This is a genomic window from Ancylobacter defluvii (genome assembly GCF_018390605.1).
Lineage (GTDB): Bacteria > Pseudomonadota > Alphaproteobacteria > Rhizobiales > Xanthobacteraceae > Ancylobacter > Ancylobacter defluvii.
Window position 1 is genome coordinate 92,226 of the sequence record NZ_JAHBGD010000012.1, and the last position, 24,400, is coordinate 116,625.

General features: G+C 70.9%; 16 protein-coding genes. 7 read left to right on the forward strand and 9 right to left on the reverse strand.

Features of this window, described 5'->3' with window-relative positions:
- Positions 1 to 50 precede the first annotated feature (50 nt).
- The gene (gene cobT / locus KHC24_RS08345; RefSeq protein ID WP_213362256.1) at positions 51 to 2,009 is read left to right on the forward strand and encodes a cobaltochelatase subunit CobT; all 1,959 of its coding nucleotides are present in this window, start codon (positions 51 to 53) and stop codon (positions 2,007 to 2,009) included.
- Between the two features lie 15 nt (positions 2,010 to 2,024).
- Here the strand turns inward: cobT and KHC24_RS08350 are convergent, their stop codons facing one another.
- The 5 genes from KHC24_RS08350 to hemC all read right to left on the reverse strand — a co-directional run bounded on the left by KHC24_RS08350 (position 2,025) and on the right by hemC (position 8,376).
- Entirely contained in the window at positions 2,025 to 2,861 is an 837-nt protein-coding gene (locus KHC24_RS08350; protein WP_213362258.1) for a class I SAM-dependent methyltransferase, read from the reverse strand.
- Between the two features lie 662 nt (positions 2,862 to 3,523).
- Positions 3,524 to 5,128, reverse strand: coding sequence for a heme biosynthesis protein HemY (locus KHC24_RS08355; protein WP_213362265.1), 1,605 nt, complete (start codon positions 5,126 to 5,128; stop codon positions 3,524 to 3,526).
- Entirely contained in the window at positions 5,125 to 6,546 is a 1,422-nt protein-coding gene (locus KHC24_RS08360; RefSeq protein ID WP_213362267.1) for a hypothetical protein, read from the reverse strand. Before KHC24_RS08360 ends, KHC24_RS08355 begins: the two co-directional genes overlap by 4 nt.
- 88 nt (positions 6,547 to 6,634) lie before the next feature.
- Positions 6,635 to 7,336, reverse strand: coding sequence for a uroporphyrinogen-III synthase (locus tag KHC24_RS08365; RefSeq protein ID WP_213362269.1), 702 nt, complete (start codon positions 7,334 to 7,336; stop codon positions 6,635 to 6,637).
- Between the two features lie 65 nt (positions 7,337 to 7,401).
- Complete coding sequence (gene hemC, locus KHC24_RS08370) at positions 7,402 to 8,376, reverse strand: hydroxymethylbilane synthase (RefSeq protein ID WP_213362277.1); 975 nt, start codon at positions 8,374 to 8,376, stop codon at positions 7,402 to 7,404.
- A 62-nt stretch (positions 8,377 to 8,438) separates the two neighbouring features.
- Here hemC and tsaD point away from each other — a divergent pair, with 62 nt between their 5' ends.
- The 5 genes from tsaD (at position 8,439) to acs (ending at position 13,687) form a co-directional block, all read left to right on the forward strand.
- Positions 8,439 to 9,521 (forward strand): tRNA (adenosine(37)-N6)-threonylcarbamoyltransferase complex transferase subunit TsaD, encoded by a 1,083-nt coding sequence (tsaD, locus tag KHC24_RS08375; protein ID WP_213362286.1) that lies wholly within the window; start codon positions 8,439 to 8,441, stop codon positions 9,519 to 9,521.
- Positions 9,518 to 10,507 carry an NAD(P)H-dependent glycerol-3-phosphate dehydrogenase gene (locus KHC24_RS08380; protein WP_213362288.1) on the forward strand — a complete coding sequence of 330 codons (990 nt, stop codon included), beginning with the start codon at positions 9,518 to 9,520 and terminating at the stop codon, positions 10,505 to 10,507. Before tsaD ends, KHC24_RS08380 begins: the two co-directional genes overlap by 4 nt.
- Before the next feature lie 2 nt (positions 10,508 to 10,509).
- Entirely contained in the window at positions 10,510 to 10,926 is a 417-nt protein-coding gene (locus KHC24_RS08385) for an EVE domain-containing protein (RefSeq protein ID WP_213362296.1), read from the forward strand.
- Entirely contained in the window at positions 10,890 to 11,603 is a 714-nt protein-coding gene (locus KHC24_RS08390) for a class I SAM-dependent methyltransferase (RefSeq protein WP_213362298.1), read from the forward strand. The genes KHC24_RS08385 and KHC24_RS08390 overlap by 37 nt, the downstream gene beginning before the upstream one ends.
- Before the next feature lie 128 nt (positions 11,604 to 11,731).
- Positions 11,732 to 13,687, forward strand: a complete 1,956-nt coding sequence (gene acs / locus KHC24_RS08395) for an acetate--CoA ligase (protein WP_213362305.1) — start codon at positions 11,732 to 11,734, stop codon at positions 13,685 to 13,687.
- A gap of 4 nt (positions 13,688 to 13,691) precedes the next feature.
- Here acs and KHC24_RS08400 read toward each other — a convergent pair whose 3' ends face one another.
- Together KHC24_RS08400 and KHC24_RS08405 are read right to left on the reverse strand one after the other, a co-directional pair.
- A complete protein-coding gene (locus tag KHC24_RS08400; protein ID WP_213362307.1) occupies positions 13,692 to 14,462 on the reverse strand; it encodes a DUF1796 family putative cysteine peptidase in 771 nt (256 codons plus the stop codon).
- Between the two features lie 178 nt (positions 14,463 to 14,640).
- Complete coding sequence (locus KHC24_RS08405) at positions 14,641 to 19,485, reverse strand: NAD-glutamate dehydrogenase (protein ID WP_213362309.1); 4,845 nt, start codon at positions 19,483 to 19,485, stop codon at positions 14,641 to 14,643.
- A gap of 223 nt (positions 19,486 to 19,708) precedes the next feature.
- Here KHC24_RS08405 and KHC24_RS08410 point away from each other — a divergent pair, with 223 nt between their 5' ends.
- Positions 19,709 to 20,392: an OmpW/AlkL family protein gene (locus KHC24_RS08410; protein WP_213362310.1), complete on the forward strand. Its 684-nt coding sequence runs from the start codon at positions 19,709 to 19,711 to the stop codon at positions 20,390 to 20,392.
- A gap of 69 nt (positions 20,393 to 20,461) precedes the next feature.
- On the opposite strand, the gene purH is transcribed toward KHC24_RS08410, so the two are convergent.
- The gene (gene purH, locus KHC24_RS08415; RefSeq protein WP_213362312.1) at positions 20,462 to 22,051 is read right to left on the reverse strand and encodes a bifunctional phosphoribosylaminoimidazolecarboxamide formyltransferase/IMP cyclohydrolase; all 1,590 of its coding nucleotides are present in this window, start codon (positions 22,049 to 22,051) and stop codon (positions 20,462 to 20,464) included.
- Positions 22,052 to 22,618: 567 nt separating this feature from the next.
- The gene (locus tag KHC24_RS08420) at positions 22,619 to 24,325 is read right to left on the reverse strand and encodes a heparinase II/III family protein (protein ID WP_246546407.1); all 1,707 of its coding nucleotides are present in this window, start codon (positions 24,323 to 24,325) and stop codon (positions 22,619 to 22,621) included.
- Positions 24,326 to 24,400 lie beyond the last annotated feature (75 nt).

Sequence of the window (24,400 nt, forward strand, 5' to 3'; positions counted from 1 at the left end):
AGGGAAAAGCCTTGGATCTTCCGTGGCTCCCTCTCGATAAGGCACCGGCCATGAGCAGCTCGAACCCGTCCAACCGTCCCACCCGCACCCCGCCCAAGGAAGCCCCGACCGAACCGCTCAAGCGCGCGGTGACCGGCTGCCTGCGCGCGATCGCCGGCGACCGGGATCTGGAAGTGAGCTTCGGCACCGAGAAGCCGGGCTTCGCCGAGGGACGGATCCGGCTGCAGGAGCCGGCGCGACGCATGACCAAGCAGGACGCCGCGATCATGCGCGGCCACGCCGATTCCATGGCGCTGCGCCTCGCCTGCCACGACCCGAAGGTGCACAAGCGGCATACCCCCATCGGCCAGCAGGCCCGCGCCGCCTTCGACGCCGCCGAGCAGGCGCGCTGCGAATCGCTGGGCGCCATTCGCATGGACGGGGTGGCGCTCAACCTCTCCGCCATGCTGGAGGATCGCTACCAGAAGGCGAATTTCGCCCAGCTCGCCGACCGCGCCGACGCCCCGCTGGAAGACGCGGTGGCGCTGATGCTGCGCGAGCGCATGACCGGCATGGCGCCGCCGGCCGCGGCGCGCGAGATGGTCAATCTGTGGCGCGGCTTCATCGAGGAGCGCGCCGGCCTCGCGCTCGACGAGATGGTCAGCCAGGCCGGCGATCAGGCGCGTTTCGCCGAGGCGATGCGCGACCTGCTCTCCTCGCTCGGCATGGGCGAGGACGTCGCCCCCTTCGACGAGAACAACGACCCCTCCACCGATGCCGACGACCAGCGCGAGGACGATTCCGGCAAGGGCAGCGATGCCGAGCAGGACGAGAACAGCGAAGGCACCACCGAGGTCGACACCGACCTCTCCTCCGACCAGACGCCGGAGGACAGCGAGGACCAGCAGGAGCAGCCGCAATCCGAGCTCTCCGACGACGCCGAGCTCGGGGAAGCGGACGAATCCTCCGAGCCCTGGCGCCCGCAGAACGCGGTACCCTCCGAGCCGAAGCCGCCGGAATATCACGCCTTCACCCCGCGCTTCGACGAGACGGTGAGCGCCGACGAGCTGTGCGACCCCGAGGAGCTCGCCCGGCTGCGCGCCTATCTCGACAAGCAGCTGTCGCATCTGCAGGGCGTGGTCGCTCGCCTCGCCAATCGTCTGCAGCGCAAGCTGATGGCGCAGCAGAACCGTGGCTGGGAGTTCGATCTGGAAGAGGGCATGCTCGATCCGGCACGCCTCCAGCGCGTCATCATCGACCCGATGCAGCCGCTGTCCTTCAAGCGCGAGCGCGACACCGACTTCCGCGACACCGTGGTGACGCTGCTGCTCGACAATTCCGGCTCCATGCGCGGCCGCCCCATCACGGTGGCCGCCGCCTGCGCGGATATTCTCGCGAGAACCCTTGAGCGCTGCGGCGTGAAGGTGGAAATCCTCGGCTTCACCACCAAGGCGTGGAAGGGCGGGCAGGCGCGCGAGAACTGGCTCACCGCCGGCAAGCCGGCGGCGCCCGGCCGACTGAACGATCTGCGCCACATCATCTACAAGTCGGCCGACGCCCCGTGGCGCCGCGCCCGGCGCAATCTCGGCCTGATGATGCGCGAGGGGCTGCTCAAGGAGAACATCGACGGCGAGGCGCTCGACTGGGCGCATAACCGCCTGCTGGCGCGCAATGAATCGCGCCGCATCCTGATGATGATCTCCGATGGCGCGCCGGTCGACGATTCCACCCTGTCGGTGAATCCCGGCAACTACCTTGAGCGGCACCTCCGCTGGGTGATCCAGCAGATCGAGGACAAGTCGCCGGTCGAACTGATCGCCATCGGCATCGGCCATGACGTGACCCGCTACTACAAGCGCGCGGTCACAATTGTCGATGCCGAGGAGCTGGGCGGCGCCATGACCGAGAAGCTGGCCGAACTGTTCGACGAGCGCGTTCAGCGCAAGGCCGCCCGTGGCGGCGGCCGGCATGGGGCGCCGGCCGCTCCCTCCGGTCGCCCGGTGCGTCGCGCCGGACAGTCGGTGCACTGAGGCGGCGAGAAGGGGTCAGCGCAGCACCCGTGCCCGCACCAGATGCGAGCCGGCAATGCGCCGACCGGCCATTCCCGGCGTGTGCGCGGTGATCCAGTCCTCGATCGCCGCGCCGTCGAGATCCTCACTATGCGCGAAGCCGTGCGCCTGCAGCCGCGCGGCCATCTCCTCCCGCCGAAAATGGCTGACCCACGGCTCGCCGATCGCGGCGACCCGGCGCCGCCGCTCGGCGACGAACGCCCGCGCGGCCGCGGGAAAGCTCTCCGGCGGCTCGGTATAGTCGAACACCAGCTCGGCATCGCCGAGCCTGGCGATGAGCCGCAACGTCGTGTCGATCGCATCCGGCGTGAGATAGACGATGACGCCCAGCCACAGGAAGAAGCACGGCGCAGACGCCTCGAATCCCGCCGCGCTCAGCGCCTCCATCAGGGAATCCCGCTCGAAATCGACCGGCACCAGGCGGAGGCCGGCGGGAATTGCCAGCCCTGCGGCCGACAGGCGGGCCCGCTTGTGCTCCTGGGTTGCCGGATGATCGATCTCGAAGACCCGCAGATCGGGATAGGGATTGCGCAGCGCGAAAGTATCGAACCCCGCCCCCAGCATCGCCACCTGGCGCACCCCGCGCTCGACCGCGCGCGCCAGGAAGGCCTCGCCGATGCGGCTGCGCGCGGCGATGAAGCGACGCACCCGGCGCGAATCCGGCGTTTCCGGCCGGGCCTGCAGCGCCGCGACATCCTCGCCCAGCAGGGCGATGGCGAAAGGGTCGGGGAAGATCACGCCGCCATCGCGCAGCTGATGCAGCGCGCGCAGCCGTGCGACACCCCAGGCGGTCCGGCTCGGTCCGGCTTTCATGCCGCACCGTCCGATGTGGGCGCCAAGCTCGCATGCCGCCACAAGGAGGGGGCGTGCAACGGCCGCGCCGCGCATGCGCAGCCGATCCACCGCAGGAAGCTGGGGAAGGAAGACATGGCGGCGAAGCTATCAGCCGCCCCGCATGCGGCGCCAGCCGTCGGCACCGCCCTTGCACAACGCAAATCGCCTCCCATATAGGCTTCATCCCAGCCAGAACGGGACTTCCGGCAAGAATACGTTTCGCGCGGGCGCTGCGTCGGCGCCGCACCGGATGGATGCAGGTCAGGACGGATGTACTCCGGCCCGCATCGTGCCCGCCGGCCGCATGACGAGCGGCCGGCCTTCTGGCGGGGGCGTTTCCCGACAGGGTGAAGGTCGCGGCGGTCTCCGTTTCATACGGGTTCTCGTCGGAGAGAGGCGTCGCGCCATGTGCGTGCCGGCCTCGATCGTCGTCGGCCTCGCCCTGTCGGGCCCTCCCACCAGAACGCGACTTCCGGGCTCAAGGCGCTGCGTCGGCGCCGCGCCGGATGGATGCAGGTCAGGACGGATGTACTCCGGCCCGCATCGTGCCCGCCGGCCGCATGACGAGCGGCCGGCTTTCTGGCGGGAACTTCTTCATCCCATCACGGATATCGACCTCCGCCCGGCAGGACACCGAAGGTTCACACCCCGAAGGTCGGCCGCTTGGCGCTGGTGCCGTCTTCCGGATAGGGCTCCGGCCCGGGATCGTCCGGCAAATGCGGTTCGGCGATCACGCTCGCCGGTGCGGCGCGCACCAGCTGCGGCTTCGCCGGCGGCGATGCCGATTCGGGCGTAGGCACCGGTTTCGGCTCGGGCTTCGCCGCGGCTTCCGGCTTCGGCGCCGGCGCGGCGTCGATTACCGGCGCCGAGGCGGCCGTTGCGGCAGCTTCCTGTGCCCGGCTCTCCAGCACCGCGGCGATGGCCGCCTTGGCGCGCTCGGCCTCGTTCTCCAGCAGCGGCGTCGCCGCCACTCCCGGCGGCAGCTGCCATTGGAAGGCGTCGAGCTTGCCGGTCACCGGCGAGATCGGCGCCCAATGCTCGGAGACCACGCCATCCGCCACCCAGGCGGGATCGCGCAGCGCCCGCACCGCACGCGCGGTCCATTCGCGCGCCTTGCCGACATCTCCGGCCTCCGCCGCCTCCAGCTCCGCCATCAGCAGGCAGGCCCGCTGCGTCGGCGCCGCGGTGAGCGGGGCGAGCGCCGTGCGCGCCACCGGGAATTCCTGCGCGTCGATGGCGGCGCGGGCGAGGGTCAGCGCGCTCTCGGTATGCTCGGGCACCCGCGAGGTCAGCGTGCGCACCCGCTTCAGCCGCTCGCGCGCGGCATCGCCGGGGCGCAGATGCAGATAGGCGTCGGCGAGGCCGGGATGCGGCGTCGTCGCATAGGCGGTCTCGAGGATCTTCGCCGCCTTGCGGGTATCGCCGGCCAGCCCGAGCAGCCGTCCCGCCACCTCGGCGGCCGGCACCAGCGTCGGGGCAAGCCGGGTCGCCTCCACCGCCTTCTCGCGCGCCACCGTCGGCTCGGAGAGTTCCAGCCCCTGCGCCTGCGCGGCCAGCAGCACCGCCCGGCGTCGCCGATGCGCGGCGCGGTCGAGCCCGCCATGCGAGGCTTCGCGCTCCAGCATGGCGAGCGCGCCGGCGAAATCGCCCTTCACGCAGCGCGCCTCGATCACCGCATCCGCCGCCCAGGCAAGGCCGGGCTCGTGCCGTGCCGCCTCTTCGGCGGTGACCAGCGCCGAGGAAGCGTCGCCACGCCGGCGCGCTTCCATGTGCAGGCCACGCAGGCCGAGCAGCCGGGTCGCCGGCGCCTCGGTCATGGCGCGGAAGGTCGCCTCGGCAGAGGCCGAATCGCCCGAGAGCTGCGCCGCCTGCGCGGCGAGCAGCTGCGCCAGCGGCTCGCGGCCGAGGAAGCGCTCGGCATCGTTGGCCGCGCGCCGCGCGCCGATGGCGTCGCCGGAGCCCACCGCGATGAGCCCGCGCGTCACCGCCGCGAAGCCGCGGTTGCGCCGCCGGCTGCGCCAGGAGAACGCCAGCATTTCCGGCGAGCGCAGGATCACCCGGATCAGCGTCCACAGCAGGATCGCCGCGGCGAGCAGCACCAGCAGCCCACTCGCCGCCACCAGCACGCTGGTTTCGATGTGCCAGCCCTGCCAGTCGATGGCGACCGCGCCCGGCCGATCGGCCAGCCAGGCAATGCCGAAGGCGACGACGCCGAGGACGAAGAGATAGATGACAAGGCGGATCACGGCGTTCTCCCGGCGATGTCGGCGATCAGCTGGCGTTTCACCCCGGCGACGGCGGCCAGCGCGGCCTGCCGCGCCTCCATGGCGCCGATCACCGCGGCGAGCTTCTGCTTCGATGCCTCGGGCAGACCGCCCAGGATCGTCAGCGCCTCGGCGACGTCGCCGCGCCCGAGCGCGTCCTGCGCCGCCGCGATCGCCGGCTCGCTGGAGGCTTCCGCCGCCCCGCTGTTGCGGCGCACGGTCACCAGCGACGAGGCGCTGTTCCACAGCTTGTCGACGATGCCGGCATCGGCGGTCGCCGCGGCGCCCGCGCCGTCTGCCGGGGCCGGAGCCTCGGCCAGCGCCGCCTTCAGCCGGCCGGCCAGGGCCGGCCCGGCCGGCAGCCCGGTCGGCGCCGCGGCTTCCAGCGCCGAGAGCCCGGCCGCCTTTTCGCCGAGCAGCGTCCGGCTCGCCTGCAATTCGGTCTCATAGGGCACGCCGGCGGCGATGGCCGCCTCCAGCGCCCCGAGCGTCGCCAGCGCCGCCGCGGCGCGGGCCGCCTGCGTCCCCGCCTGGCGCTGCGCCGCCACCTCATTGAGCCGGCCCTCCAGCGCCGCGATACGCGCCTCCGCCTGCTGCAACGCTTCCGGCGAGGCCGCGGGAGCGGCGGCAGGCGCCGGCGCCTCGGCCAGCGCCGCAATCCGATTGTCGGCCTCGGTGAGCTTGGCGTCGGCGGCGGTCAGCCCGCCCTCCAGCGCCTCGATGCGAGCGGTCAGCTCCGCCGGCACGCTGGCGACCACCGTCGGCGCGGCCGGCGCCGGCTGGCCCGGCTGCGTCTCCAGCTGCTCGACGCGCTGGCGCAGGTCGAGCGCGCGCGCCTCCAGATCGGTGATCGAATCGATGTTCTGCTCGGCGCTGTAGAAGGTCGACACCAGCGCGAAAGCCACCGCGCCGCCCATCAGCCCGGCGGCCAGTGCCAGGATCGACGCGCCGACGAGCCCGAGCGACTGCCGCTTGCGGCCCTTCTCGGCCGCCGCCACGCCGGCACCGGCGTCGCCCCCGGCAGCCGCCGGCGGTTCCGGCCGCGGCGGCGGAGGTGGCGGCGGGGTCAGGTCCTTTGCCGGCAGATCGAGGGTGATCGGCCGCCGGCGCGGCGAGGCGGGCGAGGCCTCATTGGCCGCATCCACCGGCTCGGCCGGCGCCTCTGCGGAAGTCTCCACCGGCGGCGTGCGCGGCTTGGACGTCGCGGCGGTTGCGCCCGGGCCGATGGCGGCCGCCTCGGCCGGTGCCGGTTCCCCCGGCAACGGCCCGGCGGCCGGTTCGCTGACAGGAGAGGCGAGATCGGGGTTCAACACGCCGGGCGTCGAAGCCGCAGCATTGGCCGCTTCCTGCGACGCCTCTTTCTTGGCGGGGTCTTGCTTTGGCGCATATCGCTTGGCCACCGTGCGTCCCTCTTCCGCTCGTTACCACCGGTCCATCCGGGATAGACCGCCCGTCCGCCCACCGCAACCTCCCGGCCGGACGGATGGTTTATGGTGACAATAACGCGAAAAGCGCGTTTTCGTTTGGTGCTGCGGCAATCCGCACCGGCCAGCCCGCCGCCGCCAGGGGCGCGGCCACCTTGGGCGAGAAGCACAGATGCGTGACGCCCCCCAATTCGCGGGAAATGCCGGCCTCCGCCGCCCGCGTCACCAGCGTCGCTGCTGTGCGCGGCGAGAAGTGGAAGGCTGCGTCGATCTGCCCTCTCCGCGCCGCCGCGATCGCCGCGCCCGACAACGCCGACGCCGGCACCGCGCGATAGAGGGTGAACAGCTCGACCGCGATGCCGTCACCGGCCAGCGCCGGGCCGAGATCGACCGCCCGGTCCTCGCCGCAGACATGCAGCAGCCGCGCCCCGCGCGGCAGGCGCGCGCGCAGCAACGCGACCAGCGCCGCCCCGTCGCCGCCTGCCGCCTGCGGCTCGGCACCCTCGGGGGCCGCCTGCGCCGTGCGCCAGCCGACGGTAAAGAGCGGCAGGTGCTTCAGTCCCGCCCATTCCGCCCGCGCACCCAGCGCCCGCGCACCGTTGACGCTGGTCAGCGCCAGCGCGTCGGGCCGTCCTTCCGGCAACCGCGCCTCGCGAATCGGCTCGATGGCGAGCATCGGCTCGACCAGCGCCTCATGCCCGGCCGCCACCAGCCGCGCCGCCGTGGCGTCGGCATCGGGCTGCGGCCGCGTCACCAGCACCCGCATCGGCTCACTCCGGCGAGGCCGCGCGCAGCGGGCGGTTCGCGCGCAGAAAACGCGACCAGGTCACATCACCCTCCGAACAGCCCGGCGGGCAGCATGCGCTTCATCTCGCGGCCCCAGCGGCGGCCGAGCTCTATCGCCTCGGAAGCCGGCCCATGGCGGACGATCTCGTAATAGGCGCTGCCGTCCGGCTTGAGCACCATGCCGCGGAAACGCAGCTCCACCCCGTCCACCTCGGCAAGCCCGCCGATCGGGGTGCGGCAGGAGCCGTCGAGCTCGGCGAGATAGGCGCGCTCGACGCTGACGGCGAGCCCGGTCCGGCCGCAGGCCACCGGGGCCAGCAGCGCCGCGACCTCGTCATCGCCGTCGCGTGTCTCGATGGCGACCGCCCCCTGCCCCACCGCCGGCAGGAAATCCGCGGTGCCGAGCAGCGCGCTGGCGCGGTCCTGCAGCCCGAGCCGGGTCAGCCCGGCCAGTGCGAGCAGGGTGGCGTCGAACTCGCCGCTGTCGACCTTGCTGAGCCGCGTCTGCACATTGCCGCGCAGCAGCGCCACTTCGATATCCGGCCGCAGCCGCCGGAGCTGCGCTTCACGGCGAAGTGACGCGGTGCCGACCCGCGCCCCGCGCTTCAGGCTGGCCAGCGGGTGGCCCTCATGCGGCGCCTGCCCGGCCGGCAGCACCAGCGCGTCGCGCACATCGGCGCGCGGCAGATAGCCGCCGAGGATCAGCCCCTCCGGCAGCTTGGTCGCCATGTCCTTGGCCGAATGCACCGCGAGGTCGATGCGCCGGTCGAGCAGCGCTTCCTCCAGCTCCTTGGTGAACAGCCCCTTGCCGCCGGCCTGCGCCAGCGCCCGGTCGGTGATGGCGTCGCCGGTGGTGCGGATCACCTCGATCGCGACCGCGCCCTCATGCCAGCCATGCGCCTTGAGCAGGGCGCCCTGCACCGCATGCGCCTGCCACAGCGCCAGCGGGCTGCCGCGCGTGCCGAGCCGGAGCCTGGGGGCGACCGGCCGGGGGGGCTCATGTGGAAGCGATTGCGTCATGAGGTCCTGCGATGCTAGCGGTTCGTCAGCGGTTCAGAACACCGCCCACCCATGGAAAGTCAATGAGCGATCTTCTGCTGCTCGGCATCGAGACCACCTGCGACGAGACGGCGGCGGCCGTGGTGCGCCGGCGCGAGGACGGCAGCGGCTCGATCCTCTCCAATATCGTGCTGTCGCAATTCGACGAACATGCGGCCTATGGCGGCGTGGTGCCGGAGATCGCCGCCCGCGCCCATGTCGAGGTGCTGGACGACGTCATCGCCCGCGCCCTGCGCGCCGCCGGCGTCACCCTAGCCGATCTCAACGGCATCGCCGCCGCCGCCGGGCCGGGGCTGATCGGCGGCGTCATCGTCGGGCTCACCACCGCCAAGGCGCTGGCGCTCGCCGCCCGCAAGCCGCTGGTGGCGGTCAACCACCTCGAGGCGCATGCGCTCACCGCGCGGCTCACCGATTCGGTGCCGTTCCCCTATCTGCTGCTGCTGGTCTCCGGCGGGCACACCCAGCTGGTCTGCGTCACCGGCGTCGGCCGCTACGAGAAGCTCGGCGGCACCATTGACGACGCCATCGGCGAGGCCTTCGACAAAACGGGCAAGATGCTCGGCCTGCCCTATCCCGGCGGCCCAGCGGTGGAGCGCGCCGCGCTCGGCGGCGACCCGAACCGCTTCGCCCTGCCGCGCCCGCTGCTCGGCCGGCCGGAGCCGAACTTCTCTCTGTCCGGCCTCAAGACCGCGGTAAGGCTGGAGGCGCTGAGGATAGCCCCGCTGTCCGATCACGACGTGGAGGATCTCTGCGCCGGCTTCCAGGCCGCCATCGTCGATGTCGTCACCGATCGGGTGCGCTACGGGCTGCGCGCCATGCGCGAGCGCGGCCATGCCCCGAGCGCGCTGGTGCTGGCGGGCGGCGTCGGCGCCAATCAGGCGGTGCGGCGCGCCCTGCACAAGGTCGCGGCCGATGGCGGCACCCGTCTCGCGGTGCCGCCGCCGGAACTGTGCACCGATAACGGCGCCATGATCGCCTGGGCCGGGGCGGAACGCCTCGCTCTGGGCCGCCGCGACGGCCTCGAATTCTCCCCCCGCGCCCGCTGGCCGCTGGCGGAGGTCGACGCCGCCCAACCCGTCCCCGCCGCAACCTTGCCCGCCGCATGAGTGCGCGCTTCCGCCGCATCGGCGTGGTCGGCGCCGGCGCCTGGGGCACGGCGCTGGCCAATGCCGCCGCCCGCGCCGGCCGGGAGGTGGTGCTGTGGGGCCGCGACCGGGCGGCGATGGAGGCCATGGCCCGCACCCGGCGCAACGAGACCCACCTGCCCGGCGTCGAGATCGCCGCCTCGGTCTCGCCCTCCCCCTCGCTGCACGTGCTGTCGGATTGCGACGCGGTGCTGCTGGTGGTCCCGGCGCAGGCCAGCCGCGAGGCGGCGGCCGCCATCGCCCCGCAACTGAAGGACGGCACCCCGGTGGTCACCTGCGCCAAGGGGATCGAGCGCGGCACCTCGCTGTTCATGACCCAGGTGCTCGCCGAGGCCTGCCCGCGCGCGGTGCCGGGCATCCTCTCCGGCCCCAGCTTCGCCGCCGACGTCGCCGCCGGCCTGCCGACCGCCGTCACCCTGGCGGTACAGGATTTCGGCCTCGCCGAGGCGCTGTGCACCGCGCTGGGATCGCCGTCGTTCCGGCTCTATCACAGCGACGATGTGCGCGGCGTGGAGATCGGCGGCGCCGCTAAGAACGTGCTCGCCATCGCCGCTGGCATCGTCGGCGGGCGCGAGCTTGGCGCCAGCGCCGCGGCGGCGCTGATCGCCCGCGGCTTCGCCGAGCTGTCGCGCTTCGGCCGCGCCTATGGCGCCCGCCCGGAAACCCTCACCGGGCTGTCGGGACTGGGCGACCTGATCCTCACCTGTTCCTCGCCGCAGTCGCGGAACTACGCGCTCGGGCTCAGCCTCGGCAGGACCAACCAATTCCCTCCCAACGGCAAGCTTGCCGAAGGCGCGTTCACCGCCTCGGTGCTGGTGGCGATGGCGGAGCGGGCCGGCATCGACATGCCGATCGCCAGCGCCGTCGAGGCGGTGCTGTCCGGGCGCGACGACATCGAACAGGCGATAGGCTCGCTGCTGGCGCGGCCTCAGAAAGCGGAAGGCTAAGCATGGCGCACTGGCTGTACAAATCCGAACCCTTCAAATGGTCCTGGCAGAACCAGCTCGAGGCCGGCGCCAAGGGCACCCATTGGGACGGCGTGCGCAACCATCTGGCCAAGCAGCAGCTTCTGGCGATGAAGCGCGGCGATCGCGGCTTCTTCTACCACTCCAACGAGGGCAAGGAGATCGTCGGCATCGTCGAGGTGATCAAGGAGGCCTATCCCGATCCTTCCGACCCGACGGGCAAGTTCGTCATGGTCGACATCAAGGCGGTGGAGGGCCTGCCCCATCCGGTGACGCTCGCCGCCATCAAGGCCGAACCGCGCCTCTCCGAAATGGCGCTGATGCGCTTCTCCCGCCTCTCCGTGCAGCCGGTCACCGATGAGGAATGGGACATCGTCCTGTCCATGGCCGGGGCCAAGTGACGGAAAGGCAAGTGACGGAAAGCATCCGCGACCCCGAAGCCTTCATCCGTGCAGAGACCCTTCCGCGCCCGGTGCCGCTGGTGCCCGAGATCCGGCTCTATGTCGCCGACGAGGCGGTGCCGATCTGGCAGCGTACCGAGGAGCAGCTCGGCGAGATCGGCCTGCCGCCGCCGTTCTGGGCCTTCGCCTGGGCCGGTGGCCAGGCGCTCGCCCGCCATGTGTTGGATAACCCGGACATCGTGCGCGGCAAGCGGGTGCTCGATTTCGCCGCAGGCTCCGGCCTGGTCGCGCTCGCGGCCCGCCGTGCCGGCGCTCTCGTGGTCGAGGCCGCCGACATCGACCCTTTCGCCCGCGCCGCCATCGCGCTCAATGCCGAGCTGAACGGCCTCGATGCGATCACGCCCTGCCAGTACAACGTGCTCGGCCGCGACGAGGGCTGGGAGGTGGTGCTGGCCGGCGACATCGCCTATGAGCGCGATCTTGCCGCCGAGGTGTTTGCCTGGCTGGAAGCGCTCGCCGCCCGCGGCGCGGCGGTGTGGATCGGCGATCCCGGCCGCAGCTACCTGCCGCGCGAGCGGCTGACGCGGATCGCCGAATATGGCGTGCCGGTGTCGCGCGAGCTGGAAGACAGCGAGATCAAGCGCACCTCGGTCTGGCGGCCGGGCATAGCCGGCTAGAAACATCCGGGCGACTACATACCGACCAAAGTCTCGCGCCTCCCACGCTTGTCGCGAGCGAGCCGTCTGCCCATAATTCCTTAGAAGCAAGATAAGGCGCGCCAGCGCAGGGGTGAAGGAAAACGCCAATGTCCGAAAAGATTTACGACGTTCCGACCGCGTGGGCGCAGCGGGCGTTTCTCGACGATCATGGCTATCGGGCCAAGTACGAGGCCTCGGTGCACGACCCGGAGGCGTTCTGGGGCGAGGAAGGCAAGCGGATCGACTGGTTCGAGCCCTATACGGTGGTGAAGAACACCTCCTTCGCGCCCGGCGCGGTGTCGATCAAATGGTTCGAGGACGGCGTCACCAATGTCGCCTGGAACTGCATCGACCGGCATCTGGAGACCCGCGGCGATCAGGTTGCCATCATCTGGGAGGGCGACGACCCGTCCCAGTCGCGCAAGATCACCTATCAGGAGCTGCATGACGAGGTCTGCCGCTTCGCCAACGTGCTGCGCAACCGCAATGTCGAGAAGGGCGACCGCGTCACCATCTACCTGCCGATGATCCCCGAGGCCGCCTTTGCCATGCTGGCCTGCGCCCGGCTCGGCGCGGTGCATTCCATCGTCTTCGCCGGCTTCTCGCCGGACAGCCTGGCCAGCCGCATCCGCGACTGCGATTCCAAGGTGATCATCACCGCCGACGAAGGCCTGCGCGGCGGCCGCAAGGTGCCGCTGAAGGCCAATGTCGACGCCGCCATCGCCAAGGTGGAAGGCGGCGTCGACCATGTCATCGTGGTCAAGCGCACCGGCGGCGCGGTCGAGATGGAGCCCGGCCGCGACGTCTGGTACCACGCCGCCGCCGACCTGGTGACCAGCGAATGCCCGGCGACGCCGATGAACGCCGAGGATCCGCTGTTCATCCTTTACACCTCGGGATCGACCGGCACCCCCAAGGGGGTGCTGCACACCACCGGCGGCTATCTCGTCTACGCCGCGATGACGCATCAATACGTCTTCGACTATCACGACGGCGACATCTACTGGTGCACTGCGGATGTCGGTTGGGTCACCGGCCACAGCTACATCGTCTATGGCCCGCTCGCCAACGGCGCCACCACGCTGATGTTCGAGGGCGTGCCGAACTACCCGACCAACTCCCGCTTCTGGGAGGTCATCGACAAGCACCAGGTCAACATCTTCTACACCGCCCCTACCGCCATCCGCGCGCTGATGCAGGCTGGCGATGAACCCGTGCGCAAGACCTCCCGCGCATCGCTGCGCCTGCTCGGCTCGGTCGGCGAGCCGATCAACCCGGAAGCCTGGGAGTGGTATCACCGCGTGGTCGGCGACGACCGCTGCCCGATCGTCGACACCTGGTGGCAGACCGAGACCGGCGGCATCCTCATCACCCCGCTGCCCGGCGCCACCCGGCTGAAGCCCGGCTCGGCGACGCAGCCGTTCTTCGGCATCGTGCCGCAGGTAGTGGATGCCGAGGGCAAGGTGCTGGAAGGCGCCAGCGAGGGCAATCTCGTCATCGCCGATTCATGGCCCGGCCAGATGCGCACGGTCTATGGCGACCATGAGCGCTTCATGCAGACCTATTTCTCCGCCTATCCCAACAAGTACTTCACCGGCGACGGCTGCCGCCGCGACGACGACGGCTATTACTGGATCACCGGCCGCGTCGACGACGTCATCAACGTCTCCGGCCACCGCATGGGCACGGCCGAGGTGGAGAGCGCCCTGGTCGCCCATCCCAAGGTGTCGGAAGCCGCGGTGGTCGGCTATCCGCACGACATCAAGGGCCAGGGCATCTATGCCTATGTGACGCTGATGTCCGGGGTCGAGCCCAGCGAGGAGCTGCGCAAGGAACTCGTCGCCTGGGTGCGCCGCGAGATCGGTCCCATCGCCTCGCCGGACCTCGTGCAGTTCGCCCCCGGCCTGCCCAAGACCCGCTCCGGCAAGATCATGCGCCGCATCCTGCGCAAGATCGCCGAGGACGAGTTCGGCAATCTCGGCGACACCTCGACGCTGGCCGATCCCGGCGTGGTGAACGACCTCATCTCCCAGCGCCAGAACAAGAAGCCCGCGGCGGCGTAGCGTCTCAGTCGGCGCCGCGCCGCAAGGCCCGGCGCTTCCGCATGGCACGGCGGATCGCGGTGGCGAGCGAGGACGCTCCGGCGAAGCTCGCCCGCAGATCCTCGATACCGAAATCTTCGCCGGACGCCCGGCAGACGATGCCGTGTGTCCGGAACACCTCGTTCCAGCCCCGCCGTGAGCCGAGATCCCTGCGATCGCGATAGCATGGCACCTGCGCCGCGATCAGCCAGGGGCGCGGCGCCACCGGCGGATAGTCGAGCAGCAGCAGCCTCGGATCGGCCGCAAAGCGCGACAGCGCGGCATGAAGGCGGTCGAGCGTCGCCTCCAGCGCCGCGCCCTCCACATCGTAGCGCGGACTGCGCTGGCGCACGAACAGCGTCGTGCCCAAGGCGCAGTCGGCGATCAGGCGATGATGGAGCGCGCGGTATTTCGGGACGAGACGACGCTCGATCTCCGCCGCATCCATGGCGAGCACATCCTCGCGCGCGGAAAATTCGTGCTGATGGATGGTCTCGGAGAGACGCGAGCAGAAGGCCGAAAGGTTGCCGCGCCCGGTCGGCACCTTGACGATGTTGGCCGCCGCGAACACCTCGGCCGCCCCCGTCTCCAGCACGGTAAGCACACCGTGAAACGGCGTGTCCCACCAGTCGAAAGGGTAGGCGCGGCCGGTGCGCGACAGGCGGCGCGTCTGATAGGCGACCTCGCACAAGGCGCCAAGACTGACGATCCGGTCGACCACGAGAAGCGGCTCGACCGGCGGGGAAAAGAGCCACATGGCGGGGATCCCTGCCCAGCCTGATGATCGGAGGCGGAACGTCTGATGAACGCCGGAGGCGACACCCGGCCGGCAGGAACTCGCCCGCCGCCCGGATATCGGTCCACGCCCAAGGCTAAGACAAGGCCCGCATACGTCGCACAAGCAAAAGGCGCGCCAGTCAGACCTCTGTTCGCACCTACCCTCGCACCAGGTCGCCGAGCAGGCTCGCCGCCACCGACAGCTTGGAGACGCTGAGGCCCGAGCCGGCGATCTCGTGCACGGCGGCGCGTGTGCGCTCGACCTCCACCGACCGTGCCGCCGCCCAGGCGGCGACGCCGCCGGCGCCCGGCCCCTGGCTCTCGATCACCTCGGCGGTGAGCCGCCGCACCGCGATCTCGAAGGCCACCAGCGCCCGCTCCAGCGCCAACCGGTCGTAATAATCGGTGACCGCCAGTCCCCGCGCCGCCGACATGATGCGGTCGAGGCGGAAATGCAGCCCGACGGCGAAGAAGGTGGTCGCCACCTCGGCGATCGGCGCCTTGGTGCGGTCGGCGATCAGCACGATGTCGGTGGCGTTCTCCACCGCCGGCAGCCGGCCGACCCGGCGCGCCAGTTCCTCCGGCACCCCCGCCTGCGTCCACTGGGCGATGCGGGCATCGTGGAGCGCCCGCGTCTCCTCCGGGATCAGCTCGCGCACCGTGCCCTTCAGCGCCTCCACCACCGGCGGCACGCCGGCGGCGTAATGCGACACCAGCTCGTCGAGGCTGTGGCGCAGGTCGACATTGCGCAGGAACCACACGGTGCGGTCGAGCAGCAGGTCCTGCACCGCCGCGTAGAGGTCGAGCTGCACGGCGCCGGCGGTGCGCCCGTCCAGCGCGTCGATCGCCCGGTTGAGGCCGTCGAGGTCGAAGCCGTCGCGCACCACCGCGAAGGCCTTGGCGATCGAGCCGATATCGGCGCCGGTGGCATCGATGAGCCGGGCGAGGAAGGCCGGGCCGCCATGGTTGATCACGGCGTTGGAGAGCCGTGTGGCGATGATGTCGCGCCGCAGCCGGTGCCCCTCGACCCCGTCGGGGAAGCGGGCATTCAGCTCCGGCGGGAAATAGGCGGTGAGCTCGCGGGCGAGATACGGGTCGTCCGGCACGTCGGTATCGAGCAGGTCGGCATGCGCGGTGAGTTTGGCATAGGCCAGCAGCACCGCGAGTTCCGGCCGCGTGAGGCCTTCGCCGCGTCCGCGCCGCTCGTTGATCTCGCCATCGCCGGGCAGATACTCGACGGCGCGGTCGAGCAGGCCGCGTTCCTCGAGCCGCTGCATCAGCCGCTGGTGGAAGGTGAGCTCGCTTGCCGCCCGCCGCTCGGCCAGCGAGAGCGCCAGCGTCTGCAGGTAGTTGTTGCGCAGCACCAGCGCCGCCACCTCGTCGGTCATGCTGGCGAGCAGTTCCGCGCGCGCCCGGGCGTCGAGCCGGCCGTCGCGACTGGCCGCGCCGAGGGCGATCTTGATGTTCACCTCGACGTCGGAGGTGTTCACCCCGGCGGAATTGTCGATGGCGTCGGTGTTGAGCCGCACGCCGCGCTTGGCCGCCTCGATGCGGGCGCGCTGGGTAACGCCGAGATTGGCGCCCTCGCCGATCACCTTGGCCCGAAGCTCGGTGGCGGCGATGCGCACCGCGTCATTGGCGCGGTCGCCGGCATGGGCATCGGTCTCGCCCGCGGCGCGGATATAGGTGCCGATCCCGCCGAACCACAAAAGGTCGACCGGCGCGCGCAATATGGCGCTGATCACCTCGGCCGGCGAGGCGGAGGAGCGGTCGAAGCCGAGCGCCTCGCGCACCGCCGGGGCGAGCGGGATGCTCTTGGCGGCGCGGGAGTAAATGCCGCCGCCCGGCGAGATCAGCGATTTGTCGTAGTCCTGCCAGGAGGAGCGCGGCAGCGCGAACAGCCGCTTGCGCTCGGCGAGCGAGGACAGCGGATCCGGGGTCGGGTCGAGGAAGATGTCGCGATGGTCGAAGGCGGCCACCAGCTTGATGGTGTTCTCCAACAGCATGCCGTTGCCGAACACGTCGCCCGACATGTCGCCGACGCCGGCCACGGTGAACGGCGTCACCCGGATGTCGGTGTCCATCTCGCGGAAGTGGCGGCGCACCGCCTCCCAGGCGCCGCGCGCGGTGATGCCCATGCCCTTGTGGTCGTAGCCGACCGAGCCGCCGGAGGCGAAGGCATCGCCGAGCCAGAAGCCGCGCGCCTCGGAAAGCCCGTTGGCGGTGTCGGAGAAGGTCGCGGTGCCCTTGTCGGCGGCGACCACCAGATAGGGGTCGTCCTCGTCGTGGCGCACCACGCGCGGCGGGTGGTCGATCTCGGCGCCGTCAATGTTGTCGGTGAGGTCGAGCAGCGAGGAGACGAACAGCTTGTAGGCTTCCGTGCCCTCCGCCTGCACCGCCTCGCGCGGGCCGGTCGGCAGGTGCTTGGGCACGAACCCGCCCTTGGCGCCCACCGGCACGATCACCGCGTTCTTCACCTGCTGCGCCTTGACGAGGCCGAGCACCTCGGTGCGGAAGTCCTGCGGCCGGTCGGACCAGCGCAGGCCTCCGCGCGCCACCCGGCCGAAGCGCAGATGGATGCCCTCCACCCGCGGCGAATGCACGAAGATCTCGAACAGCGGCTTGGGCAGCGGCAGGCCCTCGACCTTGTGGCTGAGGAACTTCACCGCGATCGCCGGCTTGGGTTCGCCATTCGCCGTGGTCTGGAAGAAATTGGTCCGCATCGCCGCCCCGACCAGATCGGCGAAGGCCCGCAGGATACGGTCGTCGTCGAGGCTCTGCACCTCGGCGAGCGCCGCCTCGATCTCGGCACGGATCGTCGCCCCCCGCGCGTCGCGGTCGCCGGCGACGGACGGGTCGAAGCGCGCGTGGAACAATGCCACCAGCCGGTCGACGATGGCCGGATGGGCGTTCAGCGCCGTCCACAGATAGTCCTGGCTGTAGGGCGAGCCGATCTGCCGCAGATAGCGCGCCAGCGTGCGGATGAGCGCGATGTCGCGCCAGTCCAGGCGGGCGTTCAGCACCAGCGCGTTGAAACCGTCGCTTTCCGCCTGGCCGTGCAGCACCGCCATCAGGCAGGCATGCAGGCGCTGCTCCAATATGTCGAGGTCGATCTCGCCGCCGCCGCGCCGGGCGAGCACCATGTCGTGGACATAGATCGGCGCCAGCCCCTCCGGTTCGACGGTGAAGGTGCGCTCGTCGACCACAAGGAAACCCATCGCCTCCAGCAGCGGCACCCGCTCGGAGAGCAGCCGCGGCACCTTGTAGCTCAGCACCTTGAGCCCGGCCCGCTCGCCTCCCGCGCCCTGCTCCGGCTTGTGGAAGTCGATGGCGACCGGAGCCGCTTCGCCGAGCCGTTCGATCAGCCGAAGGTCGGCCAGCGCGGTCTGCGGCGTGTTGCTGTCCTGATAGCCGGCGGGGAAGGCATGGCCATAGCGCGCGCGCAGCCGCGCCGTCGTCTCCTGCGGATAGACGAGGCCGATGGCGCCGGCGAACACGTCCTCCCAGGTGCGGATGATCTCGCCGACCGCCGCCTCCAGCTCGGCGCGGCCGGGATCCGCCTGCGCGGTTCCCTCGTCGCGCTCGATGGTGAAGTGCACCCGCGTCAGCGGCCCGTCGAGGAACAGCGGCTTGAAGGTCACCACCTTGCCGCCGAAGCTCGCCGCCAGCAGGTCGCCGATGCGCTGGCGCACCTCCGAGCCGTAGCGGTCGCGCGGCACGTAGACCAGCACCGAGACGAAGCGATCGAAGCGTTCGCGCCACGCCAGCACCCGCACCCGCGGATGCTCGTCGAGCTGGAGGATGGCCAGCGCGAAGTGGAACAGCGTGGCCTCGTCGATCTGGAACAGCTCGTCGCGCGGGAAGTTCTCCAACACGCTGGCCAGCGCCTTGCCGGAATGGCTCGACGGATCGAAGCCGGCGCGCTCGATCACCTTCAGCGCCTTGCGGCGCAGCAGCGGGATCACCGACAGCGAGCGCGTATAGGCGGTGGAGGTGAACAGGCCGGCAATGGCGAGGCCGCCGATCACCCGTCCCTGCGCGTCGTAGCGCTTGACCACCACCACATCCATCCAGGTGCGGCGATGCACCTGGGCCAGCGTGCGCGAGCGGGTGACCACCAGCGGGCTGGCATCCGCCAGCACCAGCGACAGGTCGGCGCTCACCGCCGTGGGATCGAGCTGGCGGCGGAACAGCCGCATCTCCAGGTCGGCGAGCAGGCCGAACGCACCTGCCGTGCGCCGGACGAACAGGCCGCCGGCTTCGAGATCGTAGTGGCGGGTACCGAGGAAGGTGAAATTGTCGGCCAGCAGCCATTCGAGGAAGGCGACCGCCTCGGCCGCCTCGTCCACCGGCACGCTGGCCGGCGCGCCGCGCAGATCGGCCAGCGCCGCCTCGACCTCGCCGAGCATCGGCTTCCAGTCGGTCACCGCGGCGCGCACCTGCGCCATCACCGCGACCAACTCGGCCGCCAGCGCCTCGCGCTCGCCGGCATCGGCAAGGCGCGGCACGTGGATGTGAATCAGGCTCTCGCGCTTCTGGTGCGGGTCCTTCGGCGCGCCCTGGGCGGCGATGCCGACCAGCCCTCCCTGCCGGTCGCGCTCGACCTTGAAGATCGGATGCACCACCAGCGAGGCGGTGAGGTTGCGCTCGTTCAACGCCGCCATCGCCGAATCGAGCAGGAACGGCATGTCGTCGTTGACGATCTCGATCACCGTCACCTCGCCGAGGCGCTCGCCGCCCGGCACCACTTCCGGCAGCTCGACGCGGACATCCGCGGCGCCGGCGGTGCGCCGGGCGAGATGCTCATGGGCGCGCCGGGCCAGCTCGGCGAGTTCCTGCGCGGTATAGAGCCGTACATCCTCGGCCACGGCCCGCCCGAACAGGCGGCTGGCGAAGCGCGGCGGCATGTCGCCCTCGGTCGCCTGCGTGATGAGATCCGCCTGTTCCACCAGCTGGCGCGCCGCGCGCTCGTCTTCGCTGGCGAGAAAGCCTTCGACACCCATGTCCGTCTCCTGCCTCGGTCCGCGCGCCGTCGCGGCGGCCGTCCTATCGTTGGTACCGGCTTCTGACGGCCGGATGACGACCTTAGTCCTGTTGCCGGACCGTCACACTGCGCGACGCGATCCCGGCCGGTTGAGATGTATCAAATTTCGGCGACCCCGACCGTTCCAGAACGTCGGTGCGGCATGTCGCGCCGCAGCATCGGGCGGGCACAGGGGAAAGCACATGTCCAAAGCGCTTCAGGCCATCACCGTCGCCATTCCGGCGGCCTTTCTCATTGCGGCGCCGGCCTTTGCCGCCGACGTCGCCAGCGCGCCGCCGGCCTACAAGGCGCCAGCGCCGGTGGTCGAGAAGAGCCCGTGGCAGATCCGCCTGCGCCTGCTCGGCGTGCTGCCGGAGGATGGCGGCAAGGTGAACGGCGTGCCGGGATCCGACCTCGATTATTCCGATTCGATCGTGCCGGAACTCGACATCACCTATTATTTTACCGACAACTGGGCGGCCGAGCTGATCCTCGGCGTCACCCCGCACGATATTGACGGCGCCGGCTCGCTGGCCGGGCTGGGCAAGATCGGCGAGGCTTGGCTGCTGCCGCCGACCCTCACCCTGCAATACCACTTCACCGAATTCGGCGCCTTCAAGCCCTATGTCGGCGCCGGCGTGAACTACACCATCTTCTTCAACCAGAAGGCCGACGCCGCCGATTCGCTGGATGTGCACGACACATGGGGCTGGGCGCTGCAGGCCGGCTTCGACTACATGATCGACGCGCATTGGGGCTTCAACGTCGACGTCAAGAAGCTGTTCCTCAAGCCGGATTTCGACGTCACCGTCGCCGGCACGCCGCTCACCGGCACCGCCGATCTCGACCCGTGGATCGTCGGCGTCGGCGTCACCTACCGCTTCTGAGCGACGTCATCCCGCAAAAGCAAAGGGCCGGCACGAGCCGGCCCTTTTTCATGTCCCGGCGAGCCCGCCTCAGTGACGGAAGTGCCGCACGCCGGTGAACACCATCGCGACATTGGCCGCGTCGGCCGCCGCGATCACGTCGGCGTCGCGGATCGAGCCGCCCGGCTGGATCACCGCCGTCGCCCCGGCCTCGATGGCGGTCAAAAGCCCGTCGGCGAAGGGGAAGAAGGCGTCGGACGCCACCACGCTGCCGCGCGTCAGCGGCTCGGCAAGGCCCGCCACTTCAGCGGCGTCGATCGCCTTGCGGGCGGCGATGCGCGCCGAATCGACCCGGCTCATCTGCCCGGCGCCGATGCCCACCGTGGCGAGGTCCTTGGCATAGACGATGGCGTTCGATTTCACATGCTTGGCGACGCGGAAGGCGAAGGCGAGATCGGCGAGCTCGGCATCGGTCGGCGCCCGCTTGGTCACCACCTTCAGCTCCATGTCGTCGACCACCGCATTGTCGCGCGACTGCACCAGCAGCCCGCCGGCCAGCGACTTCACGAACGTGCCCTTGCCGCGCGGATCGGGCAGACCGCCGGTCACCAGCAGGCGCAGATTCTTCTTGGTGGCGAGGATGGCGGCGGCCTCATCGGTGACGTCGGGCGCCACGATCACCTCGGTGAAGATCTCGACGATGGCCTTGGCCGCCTCGGCGTCGAGGGTTCGGTTCAGCGCCACGATGCCGCCAAAGGCCGAGGTCGGGTCGCAGGCCAGCGCCTTGCGATAGGCCTCGACCAGGCTGGCGCCTTCCGCGACGCCGCAGGGATTGGCGTGCTTGACGATCACCACCGCCGGCGCGCGGGCGGGATCGAACTCGGCCACCGCCTCGAAGGCGGCGTCGGTGTCGTTGAGGTTGTTGTAGGAGAGCGACTTGCCCTGCAGCTGGCGGGCGGTCGCCACCCCCGGCCGCGCGCCGCCCGAGAGATAGAACGACGCCTGCTGGTGCGGGTTCTCGCCATAGCGCAGCTCCTCGGCAAGGGTGCCGGCGAACAGCCGTGCCGGCGGCGCGGTATCCGCCTCGACCGAGGAGAACCATTCGGCGATGGCGCCGTCATAGGCGGCGGTGCGGGCGAAGGCGGCGCGGGCGAGGTGGCGGCGGGTGGCGCCGGTGGTGCCGCCCGCGGCGGCGATCTCGGCCAGCACCGTCGCATAGGCGGAAGGATCGACCACCACGGTGACGTCGCCATGGTTCTTGGCGGCGGCGCGGATCATCGCCGGCCCGCCGACATCGATGTTCTCGACGCAGTCGTCGAAGGAAGCCCCCCGCGCGACCGTCGCCTCGAAGGGATAGAGATTGACCACCACCAGGTCGATCGGGCCGATGCCGTGCTCTTCCATCGCCGCCCTGTGGGCGGCGTCGGCGCGCACCGCGAGGATGCCGCCATGCACCTTGGGATGCAGCGTCTTCACCCTTCCGTCCATCATCTCGGGAAAGCCGGTAACCTCGGAAACGTCGCGCACCTGAAGCCCGGCCTCCTTCAGCGCCTTGCTGGTGCCGCCGGTCGAGACCAGCTCGACGCCGTGTCCGGCGAGCTTGCGGGCGAAATCGACGAGGCCGGTCTTGTCGGAGACCGAGAGCAGCGCGCGGGTGATGGGGCGGATGTCGAGCGACATGATGGGGCCGGAGGTTGTTGAAGGATCGGCGGGGGCCTATCACGGAACGCCCCCGGCGTTAACCCTCGCCCGACGCAGCCCTGGAAACCCAACCCCTGTTTGCAGGCATGGGCAGCGGCGCCGCGCACCTCCTTCTCCCTCTCCCCGTGGGGGAGAGGGCTGGGGCAGGGGCTTTCACGCGGCCCCGATGGTGACCGGACGGATGGCGACCGACATGATAGGGGGCCGGACGTTCCTGAAGATCGGCGAGCCCCTGTCGCGGAACGTCCGCCGCGTTCCCTCCTCCGACTCGGCCCCGGGAACCCGGCCCCTATTTGCAGGCCGACAGAGAGGCGCCGTGCACCTCCTTCCCCCTCTCCCCGTGGGGGAGAGGGCTGGGGTGAGGAGCCTTCTGCCCCCCAACGAGCCCTCGCCGGAGCACGTCGCCGCCTCCCGCTGAAGCCGGATTTTCCAGCTCCAACCTAGCGAAGCGGAACTCGGCCGCCCCCGCCCTCGTCGGGAAGCGGGAATGGCCGGGCGGACTTCGAGCCGCCGCCCGCTCTTCGCTCGCTCTTCGCCCGCGCCGCGCTAGCCCGGAAGCGCCCCCTGCACCCGCACGAAGGTCCAGGCCACGCGCGGCCTCTGGCGCGCCTTGCCGGAGATCACGATCTGCTCGGCACGGCGCGGCCCGCCATGGGCGGCGAGATAGACGCTCTCCTCGATGGTCGCCGGGCAGTCCGGCGCCTCGAACACCCAGTCGTCGCCATCCGGCAGGGTGAGATAGATCGTCTGCCCGTCCGGCGCCCGCGCCGCCTTCACCGCCGGGTGCAGGTGGAAGCGGATCGCATAGAAGTCGCGGGCGTCGCTGGCGATCTCCTCGCCCTGGGCGGCGCGGAACAGGTCCTCGCCATCGAGGCAGGTGCCGTCGCCCGACAGCCGCCACGAGCGCTGATGCACCAGGCCGAGCCGGCGCGCATAGCCGTCATGGCTGGCGCGCAGCACGTCGGCGCCGCCGCGTTCGGAGCGGTCGACATGGATGTCGGCGGGGCCGTCCAGCACCGGCGTGCCGCACAGCTTCATGGCGAGCCCGCCGGCGATGAAGCGGCAGGAGGAGATTTCCGCCAGCGTGGCAGTGGAATGCGCCGCGGTCTGCCGGGCCACCGCGCGCCAGCTCTCATGTGCCGGGGTCGGCGCGCCGCAGTTCACCACCACCCGGTTGCGACCGCTGGAAAGCTCGAAGGACAGGCAGCCGGCATGCGCCTCGTGGCTGAACAGCGGCGGCGGCGGGCAGCCGGTGTCGACGATCACCACCGAGCCGCCGGCCTCCAGCCGCTGATAGCCGGAATAGGGAGCGTTGGACACCGGCCGGCCGCGCGCATCGTCATAGGCCAGCACCACGGCGAGGCTGTCGGCCGGCGTCGGCCCCATGCCGTTGAAATGCGCGAAGGAGCCGTCGACATGACGGAAGAAGCGCAGCATCGGCATCATGCGGTCAATGGCGTTCACCAGTACCGCGGGCGGCGCCACATGCCGCGCCTCGAAGCACTGGCGCAGCGGCAAGAGGTCGAGCAGCAGCTCGATCAGCATGGCCGGATTGCGGCTCGCCGGGCCGCCATCGGCCAGCACCTGCCGCTCCAGCTCCTCGGTCAGCCGCTTCTGGGCGGAGCGCAGCAGCCGCGGCTGGTCGGCCATGCACAGGCCGGCAAAGCTCAGCGCCACCGCGCAGGCGAGCCGGGCGCGGCCGTCGCGGGCAAAGCGCTGGATGCTCTTGAGATAGCGCGCCTGCTGGCTCAGGCAGCGCAGGAAGCGGCGATGGAAGCCGGAATCGGCATCCTTGAGGATCAGCGGCGTCTGCGACAGCCAGTTGATCATCCGCCGCGCCGCCACCTCGGGCTCGGCCGCCGCCGGCAGGCGCGGCCCGCCGAGATTGATGAAGTCGCCGACCAGCGCCCGTGCGTTGGCCCGCGCAATGGCGGTGTCGGAGGCGTGAAGATGCCGCAGCCACGAGAACGACATCAGCGCCTGCGCCCATTCGCGCGACGGCGGGACGATCTCGAAGGGCGAGGCGCCGCCGGTTTCCACCGCCTTGCCGGCGAAGGCGAAGCACCCGGCATAGATTTCCGCCGCCCGGGCCGGGTCGCCGGCGCGCAGGTCCTGCGGCGCGAACAGCAGGCGCCCCGACACCGGCAGCGACGCCGTCCACCAGGCGAAAGGCGGGTGCGCCAGCGCCCGCACCACCAGCGTGCGCCAGCCGAGCTCGGCGATGCAGGTCAGGCGGCGGACGCGGTCGGCCATTCCCTCGCCGCTCATCGCCGACGAATCCCCGGAAGCCGTGTTCTTGGGCATCGCTTCGTCTGGTGTCGCCCGGGC

Excerpts from the sequence above, each read along its gene's own strand:
- KHC24_RS08420 (WP_246546407.1), bottom strand. The coding sequence starts at position 24,325 with ATGGCCGACCGCGTCCGCCGCCTGACCTGCATCGCCGAGCTCGGCTGG.
- KHC24_RS08380 (WP_213362288.1), top strand. The coding sequence starts at position 9,518 with ATGAGTGCGCGCTTCCGCCGCATCGGCGTGGTCGGCGCCGGCGCCTGG.
- KHC24_RS08410 (WP_213362310.1), top strand. The coding sequence starts at position 19,709 with ATGTCCAAAGCGCTTCAGGCCATCACCGTCGCCATTCCGGCGGCCTTT.
- hemC (WP_213362277.1), bottom strand. The coding sequence starts at position 8,376 with ATGACGCAATCGCTTCCACATGAGCCCCCCCGGCCGGTCGCCCCCAGG.
- purH (WP_213362312.1), bottom strand. The coding sequence starts at position 22,051 with ATGTCGCTCGACATCCGCCCCATCACCCGCGCGCTGCTCTCGGTCTCC.
- KHC24_RS08365 (WP_213362269.1), bottom strand. The coding sequence starts at position 7,336 with ATGCGGGTGCTGGTGACGCGGCCGCAGCCCGATGCCGACGCCACGGCG.
- KHC24_RS08385 (WP_213362296.1), top strand. The coding sequence starts at position 10,510 with ATGGCGCACTGGCTGTACAAATCCGAACCCTTCAAATGGTCCTGGCAG.
- cobT (WP_213362256.1), top strand. The coding sequence starts at position 51 with ATGAGCAGCTCGAACCCGTCCAACCGTCCCACCCGCACCCCGCCCAAG.
- KHC24_RS08405 (WP_213362309.1), bottom strand. The coding sequence starts at position 19,485 with ATGGGTGTCGAAGGCTTTCTCGCCAGCGAAGACGAGCGCGCGGCGCGC.
- acs (WP_213362305.1), top strand. The coding sequence starts at position 11,732 with ATGTCCGAAAAGATTTACGACGTTCCGACCGCGTGGGCGCAGCGGGCG.
- KHC24_RS08400 (WP_213362307.1), bottom strand. The coding sequence starts at position 14,462 with ATGTGGCTCTTTTCCCCGCCGGTCGAGCCGCTTCTCGTGGTCGACCGG.
- KHC24_RS08390 (WP_213362298.1), top strand. The coding sequence starts at position 10,890 with ATGGGACATCGTCCTGTCCATGGCCGGGGCCAAGTGACGGAAAGGCAA.
- KHC24_RS08350 (WP_213362258.1), bottom strand. The coding sequence starts at position 2,861 with ATGAAAGCCGGACCGAGCCGGACCGCCTGGGGTGTCGCACGGCTGCGC.
- tsaD (WP_213362286.1), top strand. The coding sequence starts at position 8,439 with ATGAGCGATCTTCTGCTGCTCGGCATCGAGACCACCTGCGACGAGACG.